This is a genomic window from Nocardioides sp. BP30 (genome assembly GCF_029873215.1).
In the GTDB taxonomy this organism is placed as follows: domain Bacteria; phylum Actinomycetota; class Actinomycetes; order Propionibacteriales; family Nocardioidaceae; genus Nocardioides.
In genome coordinates this window covers 1510757-1532299 of record NZ_CP123620.1, presented here as the reverse complement: position 1 = coordinate 1532299, position 21543 = coordinate 1510757, and the positions used below count along the sequence as shown (strand labels likewise).

At 71.8% G+C, this 21543-nt stretch carries 19 protein-coding genes and 1 riboswitch; of the genes, 3 read left to right on the top strand and 16 right to left on the bottom strand.

What is annotated here, in order from left to right:
- Positions 1–7: 7 nt before the first annotated feature.
- The 8 genes from P5P86_RS07180 to ligA form a co-directional block, all read right to left on the bottom strand.
- On the bottom strand, positions 8–1615 hold the full coding sequence (locus P5P86_RS07180) for an ABC transporter ATP-binding protein (protein WP_280610632.1): 1608 nt from the start codon (positions 1613–1615) through the stop codon (positions 8–10).
- On the bottom strand, positions 1612–2673 hold the full coding sequence (locus P5P86_RS07175; RefSeq protein WP_280610631.1) for an energy-coupling factor transporter transmembrane component T family protein: 1062 nt from the start codon (positions 2671–2673) through the stop codon (positions 1612–1614). Before P5P86_RS07175 ends, P5P86_RS07180 begins: the two co-directional genes overlap by 4 nt.
- Positions 2674–2692: 19 nt before the next feature.
- The gene (locus P5P86_RS07170; protein WP_280610630.1) at positions 2693–3592 is read right to left on the bottom strand and encodes a hypothetical protein; all 900 of its coding nucleotides are present in this window, start codon (positions 3590–3592) and stop codon (positions 2693–2695) included.
- 1 nt (position 3593) lies between these two features.
- Positions 3594–4673, bottom strand: a complete 1080-nt coding sequence (locus P5P86_RS07165; protein ID WP_280610629.1) for a hypothetical protein — start codon at positions 4671–4673, stop codon at positions 3594–3596.
- A gap of 73 nt (positions 4674–4746) precedes the next feature.
- A riboswitch (cobalamin riboswitch) is annotated at positions 4747–4907 on the bottom strand.
- An 84-nt stretch (positions 4908–4991) separates the two neighbouring features.
- Positions 4992–6494, bottom strand: a complete 1503-nt coding sequence (gene gatB / locus P5P86_RS07160; RefSeq protein ID WP_280610628.1) for an Asp-tRNA(Asn)/Glu-tRNA(Gln) amidotransferase subunit GatB — start codon at positions 6492–6494, stop codon at positions 4992–4994.
- A gap of 3 nt (positions 6495–6497) precedes the next feature.
- Positions 6498–8006 (bottom strand): Asp-tRNA(Asn)/Glu-tRNA(Gln) amidotransferase subunit GatA, encoded by a 1509-nt coding sequence (gene gatA, locus P5P86_RS07155; RefSeq protein WP_280610627.1) that lies wholly within the window; start codon positions 8004–8006, stop codon positions 6498–6500.
- Positions 8007–8082: 76 nt separating this feature from the next.
- Positions 8083–8382 (bottom strand): Asp-tRNA(Asn)/Glu-tRNA(Gln) amidotransferase subunit GatC, encoded by a 300-nt coding sequence (gatC, locus tag P5P86_RS07150; RefSeq protein WP_280610626.1) that lies wholly within the window; start codon positions 8380–8382, stop codon positions 8083–8085.
- 137 nt (positions 8383–8519) lie between these two features.
- A complete protein-coding gene (gene ligA / locus P5P86_RS07145; protein ID WP_280610625.1) occupies positions 8520–10718 on the bottom strand; it encodes an NAD-dependent DNA ligase LigA in 2199 nt (732 codons plus the stop codon).
- Between the two features lie 164 nt (positions 10719–10882).
- Here ligA and P5P86_RS07140 point away from each other — a divergent pair, with 164 nt between their 5' ends.
- Both P5P86_RS07140 and P5P86_RS07135 read left to right on the top strand, forming a co-directional pair.
- Positions 10883–11500 carry a TetR/AcrR family transcriptional regulator gene (locus P5P86_RS07140; RefSeq protein ID WP_280610624.1) on the top strand — a complete coding sequence of 206 codons (618 nt, stop codon included), beginning with the start codon at positions 10883–10885 and terminating at the stop codon, positions 11498–11500.
- Between the two features lies 1 nt (position 11501).
- Positions 11502–13061, top strand: a complete 1560-nt coding sequence (locus P5P86_RS07135) for an MFS transporter (protein ID WP_280610623.1) — start codon at positions 11502–11504, stop codon at positions 13059–13061.
- 94 nt (positions 13062–13155) lie between these two features.
- On the opposite strand, the gene P5P86_RS07130 is transcribed toward P5P86_RS07135, so the two are convergent.
- The 4 genes from P5P86_RS07130 to P5P86_RS07115 all read right to left on the bottom strand — a co-directional run bounded on the left by P5P86_RS07130 (position 13156) and on the right by P5P86_RS07115 (position 17177).
- Positions 13156–13713, bottom strand: a complete 558-nt coding sequence (locus P5P86_RS07130) for a type 1 glutamine amidotransferase domain-containing protein (RefSeq protein ID WP_280610622.1) — start codon at positions 13711–13713, stop codon at positions 13156–13158.
- Positions 13714–13877: 164 nt separating this feature from the next.
- Complete coding sequence (locus P5P86_RS07125; RefSeq protein ID WP_348537911.1) at positions 13878–14867, bottom strand: uroporphyrinogen decarboxylase/cobalamine-independent methonine synthase family protein; 990 nt, start codon at positions 14865–14867, stop codon at positions 13878–13880.
- Positions 14864–15970 carry a tRNA 2-thiouridine(34) synthase MnmA gene (gene mnmA, locus P5P86_RS07120; RefSeq protein WP_280610621.1) on the bottom strand — a complete coding sequence of 369 codons (1107 nt, stop codon included), beginning with the start codon at positions 15968–15970 and terminating at the stop codon, positions 14864–14866. Before mnmA ends, P5P86_RS07125 begins: the two co-directional genes overlap by 4 nt.
- Before the next feature lie 7 nt (positions 15971–15977).
- Positions 15978–17177, bottom strand: coding sequence for a cysteine desulfurase family protein (locus P5P86_RS07115; RefSeq protein ID WP_280610620.1), 1200 nt, complete (start codon positions 17175–17177; stop codon positions 15978–15980).
- 74 nt (positions 17178–17251) lie between these two features.
- Here P5P86_RS07115 and ppk2 point away from each other — a divergent pair, with 74 nt between their 5' ends.
- Entirely contained in the window at positions 17252–18142 is an 891-nt protein-coding gene (ppk2, locus tag P5P86_RS07110; protein WP_280610619.1) for a polyphosphate kinase 2, read from the top strand.
- 65 nt (positions 18143–18207) lie between these two features.
- Here the strand turns inward: ppk2 and P5P86_RS07105 are convergent, their stop codons facing one another.
- From P5P86_RS07105 to P5P86_RS07090, 4 genes are all read right to left on the bottom strand, one after another.
- Positions 18208–18516 carry a DUF3349 domain-containing protein gene (locus P5P86_RS07105; protein ID WP_280610617.1) on the bottom strand — a complete coding sequence of 103 codons (309 nt, stop codon included), beginning with the start codon at positions 18514–18516 and terminating at the stop codon, positions 18208–18210.
- On the bottom strand, positions 18513–18848 hold the full coding sequence (locus P5P86_RS07100) for a hypothetical protein (RefSeq protein WP_280610615.1): 336 nt from the start codon (positions 18846–18848) through the stop codon (positions 18513–18515). Before P5P86_RS07100 ends, P5P86_RS07105 begins: the two co-directional genes overlap by 4 nt.
- A 49-nt stretch (positions 18849–18897) precedes the next feature.
- Positions 18898–20118: an inorganic phosphate transporter gene (locus P5P86_RS07095; protein ID WP_280610614.1), complete on the bottom strand. Its 1221-nt coding sequence runs from the start codon at positions 20116–20118 to the stop codon at positions 18898–18900.
- Positions 20119–20226: 108 nt separating this feature from the next.
- Positions 20227–21459 carry an inorganic phosphate transporter gene (locus P5P86_RS07090; protein WP_280610613.1) on the bottom strand — a complete coding sequence of 411 codons (1233 nt, stop codon included), beginning with the start codon at positions 21457–21459 and terminating at the stop codon, positions 20227–20229.
- Positions 21460–21543: the final 84 nt, after the last annotated feature.

Sequence of the window (21543 nt, the reverse complement as noted above, 5' to 3'; positions counted from 1 at the left end):
ATCGCACTCACCGCGGCTCCCCCCGCCCGGCTCGCCCCTGTGCGATCGCGGCACGGACCTCGTCGACATGCAGCCAGGGGTGGCCGAGGACCTTGGTCACCTGCGGGGCGAAGGCCGGGGACTCGGCCACGACCCGTCGGGTCGGGCCGTGGGAGACGACCTCCCCGTCGGCCAGCACGACCACCTCGTCGGCGCTCTCCGCGACGAACTCCACGTCGTGGGTGGCCACCAGCACCGCACGGCCCTCCCCGGCGAGCCGCCGCAGGATGCTCGCCAGCTGCCTCTTGGCGGCGTAGTCCAAACCGCGCGTCGGCTCGTCCAGCAGGACGGCGACGGGTCGCGCGGCCAGGACCAGCGCGAGGGCCAGGGCCAGCCGCTGCCCCTCGGACAGGTCGCGCGGATGCCGATCCCCCGGAATCCCGGGGACCAGCCGGTCGAGGATCGTGCGGGTGTCGGGACCGCCGGCGGCGCACTCCTCGGCGACGGTCTCCAGGTAGAGCAGGTCGGCCGCCGTCTGCGGCAGCAGCCCGACGCGTGAGCGTCGCTCCGCCGGCGTCAGCCTGGCCGGATCCTCACCGCCGATCGAGACCGAGCCGAGGCGGCGCGGCTGGCTCCCCTGCAACGTCCACAGGAGGGTGGACTTGCCGGCACCGTTGCGGCCCATCAGCGCCGTGACGGTTCCGGCGTACAGGTCGAGGGAGACACCGCGCAGCGCAGCGGTGCTGCCGCGGGTCACGCTCACGCCGTCGGCTTCCAGGACGCGCGTCCCATGATCGGTCGCGGGGGCCGGTGGCCCCGCGATGTCCAGGCTCCGCGCCCGCCGGCGAGCCTCCCGGACCGTGAGCGGCAGCGGGGTCCAGGCCAGCGCCCGGCCGAGCTCCACGATCGGCGGGACGACCGGCGAGCCGGCCAGCACCTCGGCGGGCTCGCCGACGCGCAGGGTGCCGCCACCGTCGAGCAGCGCGATCCGGTCGGCGAACGGCACCACCCGCTCGAGCCGGTGCTCGGCCAGCAGCACGCTGACGCCGAGGTCGTGCACGAGCCGGGTCAGCGTGGCCAACACGTCCTCGGCGGCGGTCGGGTCCAGCGCGCTCGTCGGCTCGTCGAGCACCAGCAGCCGGGGGTGCATCGTCAGCACGGAGCCGATCGCGACGCGCTGCTGCTGACCGCCGCTGAGCGTTCGCAGGTCGCGGGCGCGGAGCTCGGCGATGCCGAGCAGGTCGAGCGTCTCCTCGACCCGGCGGCGCATCGTCGTGGGCGCGAGCCCGAGCTGCTGCATCCCGTAGGCCAGCTCCTCCTCGACCGTGTCGGTGACGAAGCCGGCCGCAGGGTCCTGTCCGACGTACCCGATGCTGGCCGCGCGCTCGCGCGGGGGCGCATGCACGATCGAGCGACCGTCGAGGAGTACGTCGCCGGCGAGCGACCCCCCGCTGAATCGCGGAACCAGGCCGCTCACCACGCCCAGCAGCGTGGACTTGCCCGCGCCGGTCGGTCCGGAGACCAGGACCAGCTCGCCCTCCTCGACGGCCAGATCGACCTCTGTCAGCACCGGCACCGTCGCGTCGGGGTGCGTCACGCTCACGCGGACGAGGCGCAGCAGCTCGGTGGCGCTCATGCGGTGGCCGCCGCGGGCTCGGGGGTGGCGACCGCCGGGAGCAGCCCCACCAGGGCGCCGAGCAGCGCGATCAGGCTGACCTGCGGTCCGACGGAGAGATCCGGATGGGCGACGGCGAGCTGGTGCCGGCTGACCCACCAGCCGGCGAGGCCGACGGCCAGGCCGGTCAGCGCGACGAGCGTCTCGGCCCGGCGCCACGGGTCCGGGCGGTAGACGCTGCGCTCGACACGGCGACCCGCGACGACGAGCGCGAGGACCGCCAGCGCCAGCCCCGCGACGACCATCGGGGTGGCGAGCCAGCGCGGCGCCGTCTCGTCCAGCACCGCGAAGGTGCCCGCACACAGTCCGAGGAGCGCGAGCAGCATCAGCGTCCCGGTGACCCTGCGCTGGGCGAGGCTGGCACCACCCGACCGGCCGTAGCCACGCGTGTCCATGCCGGCGGCCAGGGCCAGCGACCGCTCCAGGGCGTCCTCGAGGACCGGCACCAGGAAGCGGCGCAGCCGACCGACCCGCCGCGTGTCGCCGGCGCGGAGCTGCTGGGCCCGCCGCACGCGCTGCACGCTGTCGGCGAGCTGGGGAAGGATGGTGACGGCGACCACCAGCGCCGTCCCGATCTCGTAGAGGGCCGGCGGAACCGAGCGCAGCAGCCGCTTGGGATTGGCCAGGGAGTTGGCCGCGCCCACGGCGATCACGATCGCTGCCAGTCGCAGGCCGTCGTAGAGGCCCGCGAGGAGCGCCTCACGGGTCAGCGGACCCAGCAGCCGGATGCCGAGCACCCACCCGGGCAGGGGGATCTCGGGCAGGTGGATCAGCACATGGCCGGCGGTGCCCCCGAGCAGGATCCGGAACAGCACCCGGACGAGGACGATCGCGGCACCCATGCCGAGGTAGAGCCGGAAGGACCTGCCCCAGGGCTGGTGGCCGCGTCGTGCGGCCACGACCAGGCCGGCGACGGCGATGACCAGCAGGAGCAGCCAGGGGTTGGTCAGGAAGGAGGCGTACGCCGCCAGCCCGATCGCCCAGGCCCACCACGCCAGCGGGTGCAGGTCGCGTCGCATCGTCTCGGGTGCCGTGCGGCTATCCGCGAGCGTGTCGGCGCGCCACCGCGATGCCGCCCCCGGCGGCGAGGACGGCGGCGACCACAGCGGGGGCGATCCAACCGGGCAGGCCGCCGTCCGGGTCGGAGGCGACAGGCGCCGAGGTGGTCGAGTGCGCCGCCGCGGCGGTCGGTGAGGCGGTCACGTCGATGGTGCTCGCGGGTCCGGTGCTCGCGGGTCCGGTGCTCGCGGTGGCGGGAGCGGCGGAGGGGGTCGCGGCGCGCGCCGACGCGCGCGCGGAGGCACGCCGGCCCTCCGGCGAGGACGATGCGGTGGCCGGCGCGGACGGGGTGGTCGCCGGACTGGCGGCCCCGGTGCTGCCCGAGGCCTTCGAGCCGCTCGAGGCCTTCGAGCCGCGCGTGGTGTGCGCCTTCGCCGACGCCTTCACGGACGGGCTGGGCGAGGTGGCCGTGCGCGTCACCGCCGGCGCGATGCCCGGTGACCGGGTGCCCGCGCTGCTCTGCCAGGCGAACGCGAGCGATCCGCCCGCGCGCACGCTGAGCCCGTCGACGCCGGAGCTGGCGTAGGACCAGTGGGAGGAGGAGCCGTCGGTCCAGAAGAGACCCCAGTAACTGTTCGCCGGCGGCATCTGCGCACAGGGTCCGGCCGGCTTCCGGTCCACGCTGCACACGGCGCCCGGCTGGGTCTGCACCCGGGTCAGCGCATGGCCGGCGGCGACGAAGAGGGCCGCGGCCGTGCCGCCTCCGCTCACACAGCGCTGCGAGACCCCACCGCCGAGCGCGCCGAAGTCGACGACGACGGCGACCGACTGCGCGCCGCAACCACCGGCGGCCGAGGCGGACGACGGCGCGAGGGTCAACGGCGCGGCCGCCCCCAGCACGAGGGCGGCCGCAGCGAGAAGGGATCGCAGGGACTGCACGTCAGGCGCAGCTGCCGGAGTCGAGGTACCTCAGCGCGGGCGCCGCCTGCGTCGTGGCGCGGCGCCACTGGTCCTGGGTGTCGCTGGTGATGCCGGCCGTGGTGGCGGCGGACAGCGCCGCCTTGTCGTAGGCGATCGCGCCCGACGCCGAGCTGAGCGCACCCTTCGCCCGCTTCTTGCTCACCTGCAGCTTGGCGACCCACGTGGCGGCCTTGCGCGCCTGGCGGCAATCACCCGCGGCGGCGAGCGCGGAGGCCGCCAGCCCGGTGCTGTTGGCGTTCGGCGTCGCGGTGGTCGTACCGCCGATGAACGAGCCGTTCCCGGCCTGCTGCTTGCGCAGCCAGCGCGCGGCCTTCCTCTCCGCCTTCTTGACCTTCGCCGTCTGGTGGGGCAGCGCCTCGAGGCTCAGCAGGGCCGCGGAGGTGGCGTCCGGGTCGGGCACGCTGGTGGTCTTGGGGTCGCCCGCGTCACAGGTCTGCGGGGCGGACGGGTCGGCGAAGTAGAGCCGGAAGTAGCCCGAGGAGCACTGCTGCTTGAGCAGGTAGGTGACCACCGGCTTGGCCTTGGTCGGCGCGTCGGTCGACAGAGCCTGCGCGGCCAGGGCCTGACCCAGCGTGTTGGCGTAGTCGCCGTACGCCGAGGTGTCCCGGATCCGGCCCTTGGTGGCGCCCGAGGTCGAGACAGTGCTCTTCAGCAGCTTGACCAGGTTGTCGCCGCCGAACTTCTTGGGGTTCGCCCCGAGCGCATCGGCGGTGACCGCTGCCTTCGCGACGGACCCGGCGTACAGGTCGCTCGTCGTGCCGCCGCGGACCCAGTCGTTCACGTGGGCAGCGAGGGCCTTGCGGGTGGTCTTGAGCTTCGCCTTGCTCGCGCCGAGCTGCTTGAGGGCGAGCGCTGTGTCGGCGGTCAGGCCGTAGTCGTCGACGTCGTACGCCGTGTTGTGGACGACCCCGCCGGTGAACTGGTGCTTGAGCCAGGTGCCCGCGGCCGTCGTGGGTGCGGGGGCGGCGTTCGCCGCGCCGGTGCTGACGATGAGCAGACCTGCCGACGCGACGGCTGCGGACTGGAGGAGCTTGCGCATGGTGGTGTCCTTCCCGCTGCTGGCAACGGGTGGACCGGAAGGAACCGACCCGCTGCGTACCTCGACAGCGATGTGGTCAAGACGCTTCGCGGCGGGTGCTCCGACTTCCCTGGGCGGCCTGTCGAGTCTCAGGGTCACGGTTGCGGGTCAGCGCCGGAGTCTCACCGGCTTCCCCCGACACGAGCGTGTTGGTTGTTAGCAGTCGAAGCCTAACCCGGGACAGGACCAAGCATGTAACGCGGTGTACGTCGCTCCTCGGCGGTGCTGCAGCACCGCAAGAGACGACCGGACACCGCGTTACATGCGATCAGCCGGCGGTCAGGCCAGCTTCTCGATGATCAGCTGCTGCACGCGGGCGGCGTCGGCCTGGCCGCGGGTGGCCTTCATCACCGCGCCGACGATGGCACCGGCGGCCTTGTGGTTGCCTCCCCGGATCTTGTCCGCGATGTCCGGCTGGGCGGCGAGAGCCTCCTCGATGGCGGTCAGCAGCGGGCCGTCGTCGGAGACGAGCGCGAGGCCGCGCTTCTCGATGATCTGGGCGGGCGTCCCCTCCCCAGCGAAGAGACCGTCGAACACCTGCCGGGCGAGCTTGTCGTTGAGGGTGCCCCCCTCGATCAGCTGCTGCACCTCGGCGACCTGCGCCGGCGTCACTCCGGCGGAGCCGAGGTCGACGCCTGCCTCGTTGGCCCGCCGGGAGATCTCCGAGAGCCACCACTTGCGGGCCGCCTGCGGGGCGGCACCCGCGGCGACGGTCTCCTCGATGAGCTCGATCGCGTCGGCGTTGATGACGTCGCGCATCTCCAGGTCCGTGTAGCCCCAGGCCGCCTGCAGGCGCGCGCGGCGCTCGGAGGGTGGCTCGGGCAGCGTGGTCCGGAGCTCCTCGACCCACTCGCGCGCCGGCGCCACCGGGACCAGGTCCGGCTCGGGGAAGTAGCGGTAGTCCTCCGCGTCCGACTTCTCCCGGCCCGGCGACGTGCTGCCGTCGTCCTCGTGGAAGTGCCGGGTCTCCTGCAACACCGACCCGCCACCGAGCAGCACAGCGGCGTGCCGCGACATCTCGTAGCGCACCGCGCGCTCCACCGAGCGCAGGGAGTTGACGTTCTTGGTCTCCGAGCGGGTGCCGAGCGTCCCCGAGCCCTTCGGCGCCAGCGACAGGTTGACGTCGCAGCGCATCGACCCCTGGTCCATCCGTACGTCGGAGACGCCCAGCGCCTTGATCAGGTCGCGCAGGGCGCTCACGTAGGCCCGGGCGACCAGCGGCGCCTTCTCGCCGGTGCCCAGGATCGGCCGGGTGACGATCTCGATGAGCGGGATGCCGGCGCGGTTGTAGTCGATCAGCGAGTGGTCCGCGCCGTGGATGCGCCCGGTCGCGCCGCCCACGTGGGTCGCCTTGCCGGTGTCCTCCTCCATGTGCGCACGCTCGATGTCGATGCGGTAGGTCTGGCCCTCCACCTCCACGTCGAGGTAGCCGTCGAAGGCGATCGGCTCGTCGTACTGCGAGGTCTGGAAGTTCTTCGGCATGTCGGGGTAGAAGTAGTTCTTGCGCGCGAAGCGGCACCACTGCGCGATCTCGCAGTTGAGCGCGAGACCGATCCGCATCGCCGACTCGACCGCCTTGGCGTTGACCACCGGCATCGCGCCGGGCAGGCCCAGGCAGGTCGGGCACACCTGGGTGTTGGGGGCCGCGCCGAAGGTGGTCGGGCAGCCGCAGAACATCTTGGTGTTCGTGTTCAGCTCGACGTGGACCTCGAGGCCCATCGCGGGGTCGAACTTCTCCAGCACCTCGTCGAAGTCGACCAGGTCGGGCAGCGTCTGGGTCATCGCTCAGTCCTCCTTGTACGCCGGCGGCACGATCGGGCCGCCCCACTGCTCGAACAGAGCCGCCTCGAGCGCCGCACCGACCCGGTAGAGGCGGGCGTCCTCGAGCACCGGTGCCAGGAACTGGACGCCGGTCGGCAGCCCGTCCTCGGGCGCGAGGCCCGAGGGCAGCGAGATGCCCGGAACTCCGGCCAGGTTGGCCGGAATGGTGGCGAGGTCCTGCAGGTACATCGAGAGCGGGTCGTCGACCTTCTCCCCGATCGGGAAGGCGGTGGACGGCGCCGTCGGGGAGACCAGCACGTCGACCTGCTCGAAGGCCCTGGTGAAGTCCTCGATGATCAGCGTGCGGATCTTCTGGGCCTGGCCGTAGTAGGCGTCGTAGTAGCCGCTGGAGAGCGCATAGGTGCCGATCATGATGCGGCGCTTGACCTCGTCGCCGAAGCCCGCGTCGCGGGAGACCTTCATGACCTCCTCGGCCGAGGGCGAGCCCTCGGGCGTGACCCGGACGCCGTAGCGCATCGCGTCGAACTTGGCGAGGTTGGAGGAGCACTCGGCCGGCAGGATCAGGTAGTAGGCGGCCATGGCGTGCACGAAGCTGGGCAGCGAGACCTCGACGACCTCGGCGCCCATCTCCTTCAGCAGCGCGACCGACTCCTCGAAGCGCTGCATCACGCCCGCCTGCCAGGCGTCGCCGGCCAGCTCCTTGACCACGCCGACGGTGACGCCGGCGAGGTCCCTGCCCGCGCCGCGCCGGGCGGCCTCCACCAGTCCGGTGACCGGCGTGGGCACCGAGGTGGAGTCACGGGGGTCGTGGCCCCCGATCAGCTCCTGCAGCAGCGCCGAGTCGAGCACGGTCCGGGTGACAGGGCCGACCTGGTCCAGGCTGTTGGCCAGCGCTACCAGCCCGTAGCGGCTCACGCTCCCGTACGTCGGCTTCACGCCGACCGTGCCGGTCATCGCACCCGGCTGACGGATCGACCCTCCGGTGTCGGTCCCGAGCGCGAGCGGCGCCTCGAACGCCGCCACGGCCGCCGCCGAGCCGCCGCCGGAGCCGCCCGGGATGCGGGTGTGGTCCCACGGGTTGCGGGTCGGTCCGTAGGCGCTGTTCTCGGTGGAGGAGCCCATCGCGAACTCGTCCATGTTCGTCTTGCCCAGGATCGGCAGGCCGGCGGTCCTGAGCTTGGTGACGACCGTCGCGTCGTAGGGCGGGACCCAGCCCTGGAGCATCCGCGAGCCGCAGGTGGTCGGCTGGCCGACGGTGGCCAGCACGTCCTTGACAGCGATCGGGACGCCGTCGAGCTCGTGCAGCGGCGCACCCGCGGCACGCCGCTCGTCGGACTCCCTCGCCTGCTCCAGCGCACCCTCGGCGTCGACGTGCAGGAAGGCGTGCACACCCTCGCCACCGTCGACGGCGGCGATCTGGTCGAGGTGGGCCTGGGTCAGCTCGACGCTGGTGACCTCGCCGGCGGCCAGCGCGGCCGCCTGCTCGGCAGCGGTGCGGTGGATCCAGCTCATCGACGTCCTCGCTTCGCTCCGCGCGCCGACGAGGCACGCATGGTGCTGTGCTGAAGGGATCGCTCGCTGCGCCCGCTCACTGCTCGTCCCCCAGGATCCGCGGGACGGAGAACTTGTCGTCCTCCCGCTCCGGCGCACCGGAGAGGGCCTGGGCGGGCGTCAGGCCGGGCACCACGACGTCGTCGCGGAAGACGTTGGTCATCGGGATCGGGTGCGAGGTCGGGACGACATCGTCCCCGGCCACGCCCTGGATCGAGGCGACGGACTCGAGGATCACGTTCAGCTGGGGCGCGAGGTGATCGAGCTCGGCATCGCTCAGGTCGATCCGGGCGAGGTCGGCCAGGTGGCGCACCTCGTCACGGGAGAGTTCAGGCATGGCGCCCATCCTAGTGGTGGGAGCCGACGGCCCGGTCCGGCCCCTGCGCGCCGCGGGGAGCACGATTTCCGCGCTCCGGCGACGACACGGCGAACGCCTCGATCGGTGTCGAGGCGTCGACCCGCGAGGGGGCGTGATCAGCCCTCGCCGTCACCCACCGCCGCGGGGCCACCCGCGAGCAGCGCGGCGAACCCGTCCTCGTCGAGGATGCGCAGGCCGAGCTCCTCGGCCTTGTCCGCCTTGGTGCCGGCGTTCTCGCCCACGACGACGTAGTCGGTCTTCTTCGACACCGACCCGGCTGCCTTGCCACCGCGGCTGATGACCGCCTCCTTGGCCGAGTCGCGGGAGAAGCCCTGCAGCGAGCCGGTCACCACGACCGTCAGCCCCTCCAAGGTGCGGGGCACGGTGTCGTCGCGGACGTCCTCCATCGTGACGCCGGCGGCCAGCCAGGCGTCCACGATCTCGACGTGCCACGGCTCTCGGAACCAGGCGATCAGGGCATCGGCGATCACCCCGCCGACACCGTCGACCTCGGCGAGCCGGGCACGCGCACGGATCGCCTCCGCCGAGGCGTCGGCAACGGCGTCACCCGCGTCCGACGACGACTCGTCGGCGTCGGGATCGACGTCGCCCGAGACCGCCGCGTCCGCCTCGCGCACGACCTCGCGCAGCGCGGCCATCGACCCGAACTCGGCGGCGATGGCGCGCGCGGCCGACGGGCCGACGTGACGGATGGACAGCGCCACCAGGACCCGCCACAGCGGCACGGTCCTGCGCTCCTCGAGGTTGGCCAGCAGCTTGTGGGCGTTGGCCGTCAGCTGCGGACCGTCCTCGCCCTTCTTCGGAGCGCGGGTGAACAGCGGCGTACGGCGCAGCTTCTCCTCGTCGAGGTCGAAGATGTCCCCCTCGTTGCGCAGCGCTCCCGACTCGAGCAGCGCGACACAGGCCTCGTAGCCCATCCCCTCGATGTCGAAGGCGCCCCGACCGGCGACGTGGTTGACCCGCTCGGTGACCTGCGCGGGGCACGCCCTGTGGTTGGGACAGCGCCGGTCCTTGTCGCCGGCCTTCTGCTCGACCAGCTCCGTGCCGCACGAGGGGCAGACCGTCGGCGGGACCCAGGCCGGAAGTCCTTCCGGCCGCAGGGCGAGCACGGGCCCGAGGATCTCGGGGATCACGTCGCCCGCCTTGCGCAGCACCACCGTGTCGCCGGGACGCACGTCCTTGCGCGCCACCTCGTGGAAGTTGTGCAGGGTCGCCATCTCGACGGTGGACCCGGCCACCTTGACAGGCTCCATCACACCGAACGGCGTCACCCGCCCGGTGCGGCCGGTGTTGACCTCGACGGCGAGAAGCAACGTGTTGACCTCCTCCGGCGGATACTTGTAGGCGATCGCCCAGCGAGGCGCCCGCGAGGTCGACCCGAGGCGACGCTGCAGCGCGACGTCGTCGACCTTGATGACCACGCCGTCGATCTCGTGGGCGAGGACGGCCGGGTCGTGCCGGTGCTCGGCGAAGTACCCGATGAACTCCTCGACCGCGGCGAGGTCGGCCACGACCTTCACCTTGTCCGAGATCGGCAGGCCCCAGCTGGCGAGCGCCTCGTAGGCCTGCGACTGCGAGACCGCCTCGAAGCCCTCCCGGGCACCGACGCCGTGGCAGACCATCGCGAGACGACGTGCGGCGGTGATGGCCGGGTCCTTCTGCCGCAGGGATCCCGCAGCGGTGTTGCGTGCGTTGGCGTAGAGCGGCTTGCCCGCGGCCGCCTGCTCGGCGTTGATCTCCTCGAACCGCTCGGTCGGCAGGTAGACCTCGCCGCGCACCTCGATCAGCCGCGGCACCGGATGCTCGCTCGACCCGGTCAGCCGGTGCGGGACGTCGGCGATGGTGAGCACGTTGGGCGTGACGTCCTCCCCGGTGCGTCCGTCGCCGCGGGTGAGCGCGCGGACGAGCCGGCCGTCCTCGTAGAGCAGGTTGATCGCCAGCCCGTCGAACTTGACCTCGCACAGCAGCGCGGGCCGGGACCCGGTGTCGCGCACCACTCGCTCGTACCACCCCGCCAGCTCCTCGGTGGAGAACGCGTTGTCGAGGCTCTCCATCCGCTGGAGGTGGTCGACGGCGGCGAAGTCGGTGAAGGCCTTGCCCATCACCCGCTGGGTGGGACTGTCGGGCTTGACCAGCTCCGGGTACTGATCCTCCAGATCGCCGAGCCGACGCAACAGCGCGTCGTAGTCGGCGTCGGTGAGCGGCGAGGAGCCGTCGCGGTAGTAGGCGTCGGAGGCCGCCTCGATCTGGGCGGACAGCTCGGCGTGGAGGCTCGCAGGGCTCTCGTCGGTCATGGGCACATCTTGCCGCTACCCACCGACAGGATCGCCCGGCAGGACTGGTCTAGACCGATCGGAAGAAAATGCGGTTGGCCGGGAATGAAACGACGCCGTACTATCTTGACCAGATGAAACGAAACCGTTTCGTTTCATCTTCGTGACCAGAAGGAGTCCTCCCGGTGAACCTGGCTCGTGCTCTCCATCGTCCTCGGATCGAGGGCGACCGCGAACAGGAGATCCTGGAGACGGCTCTCGCGATCTTGGCCGAAGTCGGCTACGACCGCCTGACGATGGATGCCGTCGCCGCTCGGGCGAAGGCGTCGAAGGCCACCCTCTACCGGCGCTGGTCCTCCAAGGCGAAGCTCGTCATCGACGCGCTGCACGCCAGCAAGGGCCAGGACGAGTATCCGGACACCGGCACCCTCAAGGGCGACCTCGAGGCCGCGTTCTGCGGGCTGGGCGGCCTGACCGATCCGGTGATGGTCTCCACGATGAGCAGCGTCATCACGGCGATCGGCCGTGACGAGGAGTTCGCCAGCGAGTTCCGCGAGCACTTCATCGGCACGAAGCTGGAGGCCAGCAACGCCATCTGGGAGCGCGCCCGCCAGCGCGGAGAGCTCCGGCCCGGCCTCGACATCGAGCTCCTCAGCCACGCCCTCGCGGGCGTGGTCCTGCACCGCGTCTTCATGTTCGGCGAGCCGGCCACCGAAGACCTGATCGACCGGGTGATCGACCAGATCATCCTGCCTGCGGCAACCAACCCCCTGCCCGCGACCGACCCGACCCACAAGGACTGACATGACCACGACCGACGTCACGAGCGTCGACAAGACCACGGGGCCGCACAAGCACCTCGGGTGGGCTCTCGTGCTCATCTGCTTGGCGCAGCTCATGGTGGTGCTCGACGCCTCCATCGCCAACATCGCGCTCCCCTACATCCAGCGCGACCTCGACTTCTCCGCCAGCGGCCTGACCTGGGTCGTCACCGGCTACTCGTTGACCTTCGGCGGTCTGCTGCTGCTGGGCGGCCGTCTCGGCGACCTCTACGGTCGCCGCCGCGTCTTCATGATCGGCCTGCTCGTCTTCGCCGCCGCCTCGCTCGTCGGTGGTCTCGCGCAGGACCCGGGCATGCTGCTCGCCTCGCGCGCCGTCCAGGGCGTCGGCGCCGCGCTGGCCTCCCCGTCCGCGCTGGCGCTGGTCACCACCACCTTCCCGGCCGGCCCGGCGCGCAACCGGGCCTTCGCCGTCTACGCCGCGATGTCGGGCGTCGGCGCGGCCGTCGGCCTGATCCTCGGCGGCTGGCTCACCGGCATCCACCCGGGCATCGACGGCTGGCGCCTGACCTTCCTGATCAACGTCCCGATCGGCCTCGTCGCAGCGGTGCTGGCTCCGCGGCTGCTCGCCGAGTCCGAGAAGCACACCGGCGAGCTCGACGTGCCCGGCGGCGTGACGGTCACCGCCGGCCTGCTCGCGATCGTCTACGGCCTGACCCGCGCTTCGAGCGACGGCTGGGGTGACGTGTGGACCCTGGTCGCCCTCATCGGCGGCATCGCCCTGCTCGGGCTGTTCGCCTTCGTCGAGACCCGCGTCTCGCACCCACTGCTGCCGTTCCGCATCTTCGCGAGTGCTACCCGCAGCGCCTCCTACATCGTGATGATGCTGATCCCCGCCGCGATGTTCGCGATGTTCTACTACCTCTCGCAGTACATCCAGGAGGTCAACGACTACTCCCCGCTGCACACCGGCGTGGCGTTCCTGCCGTTCTCCATCGGCCTGATCTTCGCCGCGACCATCACCTCGAACCTCATCAACCGGATCGACCCGCGCTACCTCGCCGGTATCGGGACCCTGCTGGCCACCGCGGGCCTGTTCATCTTCTCCCGCATCCCCAGTGACACCAGCTACCCGGTGACGGACGTGCACGCCAGCTACCTGACGCACATCCTGCCCGGCGTGCTGGTGATGTCGATCGGCATGGGCATGACCTTCGTGACGATCACCCTGACGGCTGTCCACCACCTCCGTCCCGAGGACTCCGGCATCGGCTCGGGCGTGCTCAACACGATGCAGCAGGTCGGCGGCGCCCTCGGCCTGTCGGTGCTCTCCACCGTCGCCGTCCACGTGATGCACAGCGACAGCGCCTCGATCGTGAAGGACGCTGCCGCGAGCGGTCACCAGCCCTCGCAGAGCGACCTCGCGACGATCGCCCACCAGGTGTTCGCGCACGGTTCCACCACCGCGTTCCTGGTCGGCTCCGCGATGGCGCTGGTCGGCTCGCTGATCGTGTGGATCTTCCTCAACGTCAAGCACGCCGAGCTGGCCACCGACGGCCCGGAGGGCGGCGTGCACGTCGGCTGATCGCCGCCACGCACGCCACGACGTACGCATCGACGCCGACGGCCGCCCGGGGATCCGGGCGGCCGTCGGCGTCTGTGCGGAGGACGGCGATCGGTCAGGAGGGCGAGCCGGCCAGCGCGTTCTCGATCGCCCCGACGAAGGCCGGCAGGTCGTCGGGCTTCCGGCTGGTGATGAGGTTGCCGTCCACCACCACCTCCTCGTCCACCCAGCTGGCGCCTGCGTTGCGCAGGTCGTCGGCCAGGCTCGGCCAGCTGGTCAGGTGCCGGTCCTTGGCACGACCGGCCGAGACGAGCAGCCAAGGCCCGTGGCAGATGAACGCGAGCGGCTTCCCGGCCTCGTCGAACGCCCTCACCAGCTCCTGCGCCTTCGCCTCGAGCCGGATCCGGTCGGCGTTGACCGTCCCGCCGGGGACCACGAGGATGTCGGTCCCCTCGACGTCGACGTCGTCGAACGTGCCGTCGACCTCTACCTTCCGGGTCGGCTCGGTGTCGCCCTCGGTCGCCTGGATCGGCTCGCGCCGGCTCGAGTAGACCTTCACCTCGGCCCCTGCCTCGCGCAACCGGTCCCGGGGCACGACGAGCTCCGCCTCCTCGAAGAAGTCGGTCGCGATGATCGCGACCTGGGCGCCGTTCAGGGTCGTGGACTCGGGCATGGTTCCTCCTGCATCGTCGGACAGGGAAGGTCCTCCCGGTACCCGAGCCGGCGACGGCGATCCCCCTCGAGCCGCCCGTGACGGGATACCCCTGACACCACGGGCGCCTCCCCATCGCCCCGGACGGCCACGTCGTCCAGGACTACCCCAGGACCACCCCAGGACTACCCCAGCGATGCCGCGCTGGTCCGGGCCAGCATCATCGCGCGCCGGCTCCATGCCGGCGTCGCACCCGCCAGCCCGCACGCCGGCGTGATCGCCAAGGACGCCTCCTGCGCGTCCAGGCCGAGCATGTCGAGCCAGCGCAGCACCCGCTCGGTGACCTGCTTGTCCGAGATCTCCCGGTCGGGATCCGTCGACGGGACGGCACCGAGTGCCACCGTCACCCCGGCCTCCAGCGCCTCCGCGAGGCGATCGTGATCGGCAGCGGTCAGCACGTCGAGGTCGACGGCCAGCCCCTGCGCGCCGGCTCCCCGCAGCAGGTCCAGCGGCGTGCCGGGGGCGCAGCTGTGCACCCACGGCTCCGAGCCCTCCTCGGCGATCGCCGCCAGCACCCACTCCAGCGCCTGCGACGCCTCGGGCAGGTCCACCGAGCGGTGCCTGCCGAAGCCGCTGGCGGTCGGGACGCGTCCGGCGAGCACTGCCGGCAGCGCGGGCTCGTCGAGCTGCACGACCACACGCGCGGCGCCCGGAAGCCTGCGGCGTACGTCCCGGACGTGGTCACGGACGCCCTCCGCCAGCGCCTGGGCGAGCTCGCGCCGGGCGCCGTGGTCGGCGATCAGCTTGTCGCCACGCGGGCGCTCGACGGCGGCAGCCAGCGTCCAGGGCCCGGTGACCTGGATCTTGAAGGCGCCGTCGTAGCCGTCGGCGACCTCCTCCAGGGTGTCGAGGTCCTGACCGAGCAGCGAACGTGCCCGGCGCTGGTCGACGCCGGGCGACCCGCCGGAGCCGGTCAGGCGCCAGCCGGCGGGCTGCAGGTCGGCGTCCAGGTCGGCGAGTACGGCGAGGGCGCGGCCGACCATCCCGGCGATCGCACCCCGCCCGGGCAGCTCCGGCAGGTGCGGCAGGTCGGGCAGCTCACCGAGCACCGTCCGGACGGCCTCGGGGAAGTCCTCGCCCGGAAGCGACCCGATCCCGGTGGCGATCACGCTCACGCGGGCAGCCCCGGTCGGGAGGTCGAGGCGATGGTCGCCGAGCCGACGACCCGGGTGCCGTCGTAGATCACGGCCGCCTGCCCGGGGGCGATGCCGTAAGCCGGCTCGAGCAGCTCGATCCACACCCGCCCGCCCTCGACGGCCACCACGGCCCGGTGCTCGGCACCGTGCGCACGCAGTTGCACAGCTACCTCGGTGCCGTCGAGCATCCGCGGCTCCGCGCCGCACCACCGCGGCTCGATCCCCTCGATCCGCGTCACCGCCAGACGCTCGCGCGGACCGACGGTGACCGTGCCGGAGACCGGCTCGATGTCGAGGACGAAGCGAGGCTTGCCGTCGGCGGCGGGCACGCCGAGACGCAGGCCGCGGCGCTGACCGATGGTGAACGCCACCGTCCCGGAGTGCCGGCCCAGCTCGCTGCCGGCCTCGTCGACGATGGCGCCCTCGGTGTTCGGCAGCCGCTCCCCCAGCTTCTCCCTCAGCCAGCCGGCGTTGTCGCCGTCGGCGACGAAGCAGATGTCGTGGCTGTCCGGCTTGTCGGCCACCAGCAGCCCCCGCCGGGCCGCCTCCTCGCGCACCAGCGGCTTCGGCGTGTCCCCGAGCGGGAACAGCGAGTGCCGCAGCTGGTCCTGGGTGAGGACGCCGAGCACGTAGCTCTGGTCCTTGGCGGCGTCGGCGGCCCGGTGCAGCTCGACCCCGTCGGCACCCTCCCGGACGACGGCGTAGTGGCCCGTCACCACCGCGTCGAAGCCCAGCCCCAGCGCCCGGTCGAGCACCGCGGCGAACTTGATCCGCTCGTTGCAGCGCAGGCACGGGTTCGGGGTGCGGCCCTCGGCGTACTCGCTCATGAAGTCCTCGACGACGTCCTCGTGGAAGCGCGCCGACATGTCCCACACGTAGAACGGGATGCCGATCATGTCCGCCGCCCGGCGGGCGTCGTTGGCGTCCTCGATCGTGCAGCAGCCGCGCGCACCCGAGCGGTACGACGCGGGGTTGCGCGAGAGTGCCAGATGGATCCCGGTGACGTCGTGCCCCGCCTCGACGGCACGTGCGGCCGCGACGGCGGAGTCGACGCCACCGGACATGGCGGCGATGACCCTCATCGACCGATCACCGCAGCCCCGCCGACCTCGCCCGCTGCACGCACGGACCGATCGCCGCGACGAGCGCATCCACGTCGGCAGCCGTCGACGTGTGGCCGAGCGAGAAGCGCAGCGAGCTGCGAGCCTCGTCCTCGGATCGACCCATCGCCAGCAGGACATGGGAGGGCTGCGGCACGCCCGCGGAGCAGGCCGAGCCCGTCGAGCACTCGATCCCCTGCGCATCGAGCAGCATGAGCAGGGAGTCGCCCTCGCAGCCCGGGAAGGAGAAGTGGGCGTTGCCGGGCAGTCGCTCCGACGGGTCGGCCGGGCCGTTGAGCACCGCGTCGGGCACGGCAGCGCGCACGCCGGCGACGAGACGCTCGCGCAGGGCGCCGACGCGGGCGGCGTACGCGGCCTGCTCCTTGACAGCGAGCTCGACAGCGGCGGCGAAACCGGCGATGGCCGGCACGTCGATGGTGCCGCTGCGCACGTCCCGCTCCTGGCCGCCACCGTGCAGCAGCGCTGTCAGCTCGAGCTCGCGGCGGGCGAGCAGCGCGCCCACGCCGTACGGGCCCCCGAGCTTGTGTCCGGTCAGGGTGAGGGCGTCGACGCCTGACGCGGCGAAGTCGACCGGGACGGTGCCGACCGCCTGCACGGCATCGGTGTGCACGGGCACGCCGTACGCCCCTGCCAGCTCGACCACGTCGTCCAGCGGCTGCAGGGTGCCGACCTCGTTGTTGGCCCACATCACCGAGATCAGCGCGACGTCCTCCGGCGAGCGGGCGAGCGCCTCCCGCAGCGCCGCGACGTCGAGCCGCCCGTCGGCGTCGACGGGCAGCAGCTCGACCCGTGCCCCGCCCCGTCCGTCGCGGGGATCGGTGAGCCAGTGCAGCGGGTCGAGGACGGCGTGGTGCTCGATGCCGGTGCTGAGGATGCGGACGCGGCGCGGGTCGGCCTCGCGGCGCGACCAGAAGACGCCCTTGAGCGCAAGGTTGTCGGCCTCGGTGCCTCCGGAGGTGAAGACCACCTCGCCGGGACGGCAGCCGAGCGCCTGGGCGATCGTCTCCCGCGACTCCTCGACCACCCGGCGGGCGCGCCGGCCCGAGGCGTGCAGTGAGGAGGCGTTGCCGACCTCGAGCAGGTGTGCGCTCATCGCCTCGACGGCCGCCGGCACCATCGGGGTGGTGGCGGCGTGGTCGAGGTAGACGGTCCCCGGTGCGCGAGTCATGACGAGGCAAGAGTACGGCGCGGCAGGTCACGACTCGTAACCCGCCGTTCAACCTCCACGCCTAGGTTGCCTGCATGATCGAGGACCTGCGCGCCTACATCGACCGCCTCCAGGCCGACGGCCACTCCATCGGCGAGGACCACGACGACGACCCGATCCTGATCGACCCGGCCGGGCGCGCCGTGGACACCTGGCGGGAGAACTACCCGTACGACGAACGCCTCGACCGGGCCGCCTACGACCTCGAGAAGTACGAGCTGCAGGTCGAGCTGATCAAGTTCCAGAACTGGCAGCAGCGCACGGGGCACCGCCACGTCGTGCTCTTCGAGGGTCGCGACGCGGCCGGCAAGGGCGGCACGATCAAGCGGTTCATGGAGCACCTCAATCCCCGCTACGCCCGCACGGTGGCGCTGGTGAAGCCGTCCGAGCGCGAGCAGTCGCAGTGGTACTTCCAGCGCTACATCGCCCACCTGCCGGCCGCCGGGGAGCTGGTCCTGTTCGACCGATCCTGGTACAACCGCGCCGGCGTCGAGCGGGTGATGGGGTTCTGCTCCGACGAGGACTACGAGATCTTCATGGACCAGGCGCCGCGCTTCGAGAAGATGCTGGTCGAATCGGGCATCTCGGTGACCAAGTTCTGGTTCTCCGTCACCCAGTCAGAGCAGCGCACCCGCTTCATCATCCGTCAGATCGACCCGGTCCGGCAGTGGAAGCTCTCCCCCATGGACCTGGAGTCGCTGGACCGCTGGGACTCCTACACGGCCGCCAAGGAGGAGATGTTCCGGCGCACCGACACCAAGACGGCGCCCTGGATCACGATCAAGTCCAATGACAAGAAGCGCGCCCGGCTCAACGCGATGCGCTACTTCCTCTCGCAGTTCGAGTACGACGGCAAGAACCCCGATGTGGTCGGCGTACCGGACCCGAAGATCATCCAGCGCGGCAAGCAGGCCGTCGGCGACTAGGCGCACCCGGCCGCCGAGCAGACACCCGCGAGCCGACGGCTGCGGAGCTGACCGCGCGCGTCCCTCTAGCCCAGGTCGGCTTCGAGGGGCCAGCCTCCGCTGGCCAACAGGCCGGAGACCCGGGTGAGGTCCTCGGAGGTGCAGCGCTGGAACGCGTGCGAGCGGACCATCGAGCGGATGTCCTCCGCCGTGACCGGTACGTCGCCGGCCGAGACCGACTGCAGCGCCAGCTCGTCGGCGATGGCCTCGATCTCCTCGTCGGTGAGCTTGCGGCGCAGCACGCCGAGCACCGGCGGGTAGTCGGCCGGCGGGATGCCCTGGGGGTAGCCGGCCTTCAGCCACTCCAGGACGCGGGAGACGGGAGAGGTGCTCATGACTTGTGCGCCACGATCGTCGGGATCACGTGGCTGAAGGAGATGTCCTTGCCCTGGCCGCTGGCGATGATGAAGATCAGGCCTGCCACGATCCCGTAGGCCACCACCAGGAAGAGGATCCCCGCCAGCACCTTGCCCAGCGGGTGCCCCGGGGCGGGGGCCGTCGCGGTGCCGCCACCGGCCTCCGCGTCGCCGCCGGTTCCCCAGGCCAACGAGCGGATCCCGAGCGCGAAGACCGCCGGCAGACCGGCGCCGAGCACCAGGCTGGCCAGCAGCACCTTCCAGATCGCCTCGCCCGCCAGGCGGACGTCGTCGCCGAATGCGCCGCTCATCGCGATCCCCGTCCGAGGGGGAACGAAGTGAGCATCCGGAGGGGGTCGTTCATACTGTTGCTCCCGTCGGAGTGGTCGGGGAGGCCGTCGGGCTCTCCCACTCGTCGTTCACGTTGTGCGCGCCCACCGGCTGCCGGCGGGATCGGGCGAAGAGGTATCCGGCGACCACCGCCAGCACGACGAACTCGACCACCGAGCCGCCGGCAAGACCGAAGAGGTCGCCCAGACCCCACATCAATCCTCCCACGATCGCCGCTGCCGGGAGGGTGAGCAGCCAGCCCACGACCATCCGGCCCGCGATGCCCCAGCGCACCTCCGCGCCGGGCTTGCCCAGGCCGGTGCCGAGGATCGAGCCGGTCGCGACGTGGGTGGTGGACAGCGCGAAGCCGAGGTGGCTCGAGGCCAGGATGACAGCCGCCGAGGAGGACTCGGCGGCGACGCCCTGCGGGGACTCGATCTCGACCAGGCCCTTGCCCAGGGTGCGGATGATCCGCCAGCCGCCGATGTAGGTGCCGGCCGCGATCGCCAGCGCGCAGACCAGCTTGACCCAGAACGGGATGGAGTCCAGGTGGTTCCAGTGGCCGGTCGCGATCAGCGCGAGCGTGATCACGCCCATCGTCTTCTGCGCGTCGTTGGTGCCGTGCGCCAGGCTCACCAGCGAGGCGGTGCCGATCTGGCCCCAACGGAAGCCGCTCTCGGTGAACCGCGCGGCGACGCCGACGGTGATGCGGTAGATCAGCCACGTCCCGACCCCCGCCACCAGGCCGGCCACGATCGGCGACGCGACGGCGGGCAGCAGGATCTTGCCCACCACCCCGTCGAGCTTGGTGCCGTCGCCGACCCAGTTGACGCCGTTCCAGCCCAGCGAGGCGATGGTCGCCCCGATGAGGCCGCCGAACAGTGCGTGGGAGGAGCTCGACGGCAGGCCGAGCAGCCAGGTCAGCAGGTTCCACACGATGCCGCCGATCAGACCGGCGAGGACGATCGCCAGCAGCTTGTCGCCGGGCACCGTCAGCGCGTCGCTGGCGGAGCTGGCGTTGCTGTCGAAGGTCTTGACCACCGCGTTGGTGACGGTCAGCGCCACGGCGACGGAGAGGAAGGCACCGACCAGGTTCATCACCGCCGAGATGGCGACGGCGACACGCGGCTTGAGCGCGCCCGTCGCGATCGAGGTCGCCATCGCGTTGCCGGTGTCGTGGAACCCGTTGGTGAAGTCGAAGCCGAGTGCCGTCACCACGACGAGCACCAGCGCCAGAGTCTCTGCACTCACGTCAACGAGCCTGCCCGCTGCGTCCGCGCCAGGGCAGGGGCCGACAGCTGTGTTCGTCCACTGTTCAGGTCCGGTTCACTAGCTGATCGTGACCTGTCGGGTGATCGCTCATCGGTCACCGCCGCGCACCAGGTCGGTGGGAACGTTCGGCGCGGCCTGGTCGATCTCCCACGCCTCGGTGACGTTGTGCGCATCGACGCGCTGCCGACGCGAGCGCTGGTAGAGGTAACCGGCCACGGCGAGCAGCACGACGACCTCGACCACCGAGCCCGCGGCCAGACCGAACAGGTGGCCGACGATCCACATCGTTCCCCCCACGATCGCGGCGGCGGGGACGGTCAGGAGCCAGGCACCGACCATGCGCCGCGCCGTACTCCAGCGGACGCTGGCGCCCGGCTTGCCGAGCCCCGCGCCGACGATCGAGCCGCTGGCGACGTGGGTGGTGGACAGCGCGAAGCCCAGGTGGCTCGAGGCCAGGATGACGGCGGCGGTGGAGGCGTCGGCGGCGACGCCCTGGCGCGGCTCGATGTCGACCAGTCCCTTGCCGAGCGTGCGGATGATCCGCCACCCGCCGAGGTAGGTGCCGAGTGCGATCGCCACCGCACAGACCGCCTTCACCCAGAACGGGATGGACGTGAGGCTGCTCCAGTGACCGGTGGCGATCAACGCGAGCGTGATCACGCCCATCGTCTTCTGCGCGTCGTTCGTGCCGTGCGCCAGGCTCACCAGCGACGCGGTGCCGACCTGGCCCCAGCGGAACCCCCGGTTCACCTGCCGCAGCGCCATCCCGGCGACGATCCGGAACACGGCGAACGTACCCAGGCAGGCGACCATCGCCGCCACCACCGGACTCGCCACCGCCGGCAGCAGGATCTTGCCCACCACGCCGTCGAGCTTGGTGCCGTCGCCGACCCAGTTCACGCCCTCCCAGCCGCGGCTGACGATGGTGGCGCCGATCAGGCCGCCGAGCAGCGCGTGCGAGGAGCTCGAGGGCAGCCCGAGCAGCCAGGTCAGCAGGTTCCACACGATGCCGCCGATCAGACCTGCCAGCACGATCGCCAGCAGCTTGTCGCCGGACATCGTCAGCGCCTCGTGCGCCGTGGTCGCCTTCGGGTCGAAGGTCTTGACCACGGCGTTGGTCACCGTGAGCGCGACGGCGACCGAGAGGAAGGCGCCGAGGAGGTTCATCACCGCGGAGACGGCGACCGCCACGCGGGGCTTGAGCGCACCCGTCGCGATCGAGGCGGCCATCGCGTTCCCGGTGTCGTGGAACCCGTTGGTGAAGTCGAAGCCCAGGGCGGTCGCGACGACCAGCACCAGCGTCAGAGTCTCTGCGCTCACGGGAGACAAGGGTGTCTTCGTTCACCCCCGCGACACGAATTCAGACGAGCCAGTTAACCAAGTGTTCATCTTGGCCGGTGCTTC

Bases quoted from the DNA above. Each gene is read 5' to 3' on its own strand.
- P5P86_RS07105 (WP_280610617.1), bottom strand. From the start codon at position 18,516: ATGAGCACCTCTCCCGTCTCCCGCGTCCTGGAGTGGCTGAAGGCCGGC.
- P5P86_RS07135 (WP_280610623.1), top strand. From the start codon at position 11,502: ATGACCACGACCGACGTCACGAGCGTCGACAAGACCACGGGGCCGCAC.
- P5P86_RS07130 (WP_280610622.1), bottom strand. From the start codon at position 13,713: ATGCCCGAGTCCACGACCCTGAACGGCGCCCAGGTCGCGATCATCGCG.
- P5P86_RS07165 (WP_280610629.1), bottom strand. From the start codon at position 4,673: ATGCGCAAGCTCCTCCAGTCCGCAGCCGTCGCGTCGGCAGGTCTGCTC.
- P5P86_RS07100 (WP_280610615.1), bottom strand. From the start codon at position 18,848: ATGAGCGGCGCATTCGGCGACGACGTCCGCCTGGCGGGCGAGGCGATC.
- ligA (WP_280610625.1), bottom strand. From the start codon at position 10,718: ATGACCGACGAGAGCCCTGCGAGCCTCCACGCCGAGCTGTCCGCCCAG.
- gatB (WP_280610628.1), bottom strand. From the start codon at position 6,494: ATGACCCAGACGCTGCCCGACCTGGTCGACTTCGACGAGGTGCTGGAG.
- mnmA (WP_280610621.1), bottom strand. From the start codon at position 15,970: ATGAGGGTCATCGCCGCCATGTCCGGTGGCGTCGACTCCGCCGTCGCG.
- gatC (WP_280610626.1), bottom strand. From the start codon at position 8,382: ATGCCTGAACTCTCCCGTGACGAGGTGCGCCACCTGGCCGACCTCGCC.
- ppk2 (WP_280610619.1), top strand. From the start codon at position 17,252: ATGATCGAGGACCTGCGCGCCTACATCGACCGCCTCCAGGCCGACGGC.
- P5P86_RS07175 (WP_280610631.1), bottom strand. From the start codon at position 2,673: ATGCGACGCGACCTGCACCCGCTGGCGTGGTGGGCCTGGGCGATCGGG.
- P5P86_RS07180 (WP_280610632.1), bottom strand. From the start codon at position 1,615: ATGAGCGCCACCGAGCTGCTGCGCCTCGTCCGCGTGAGCGTGACGCAC.
- P5P86_RS07115 (WP_280610620.1), bottom strand. From the start codon at position 17,177: ATGACTCGCGCACCGGGGACCGTCTACCTCGACCACGCCGCCACCACC.
- gatA (WP_280610627.1), bottom strand. From the start codon at position 8,006: ATGAGCTGGATCCACCGCACCGCTGCCGAGCAGGCGGCCGCGCTGGCC.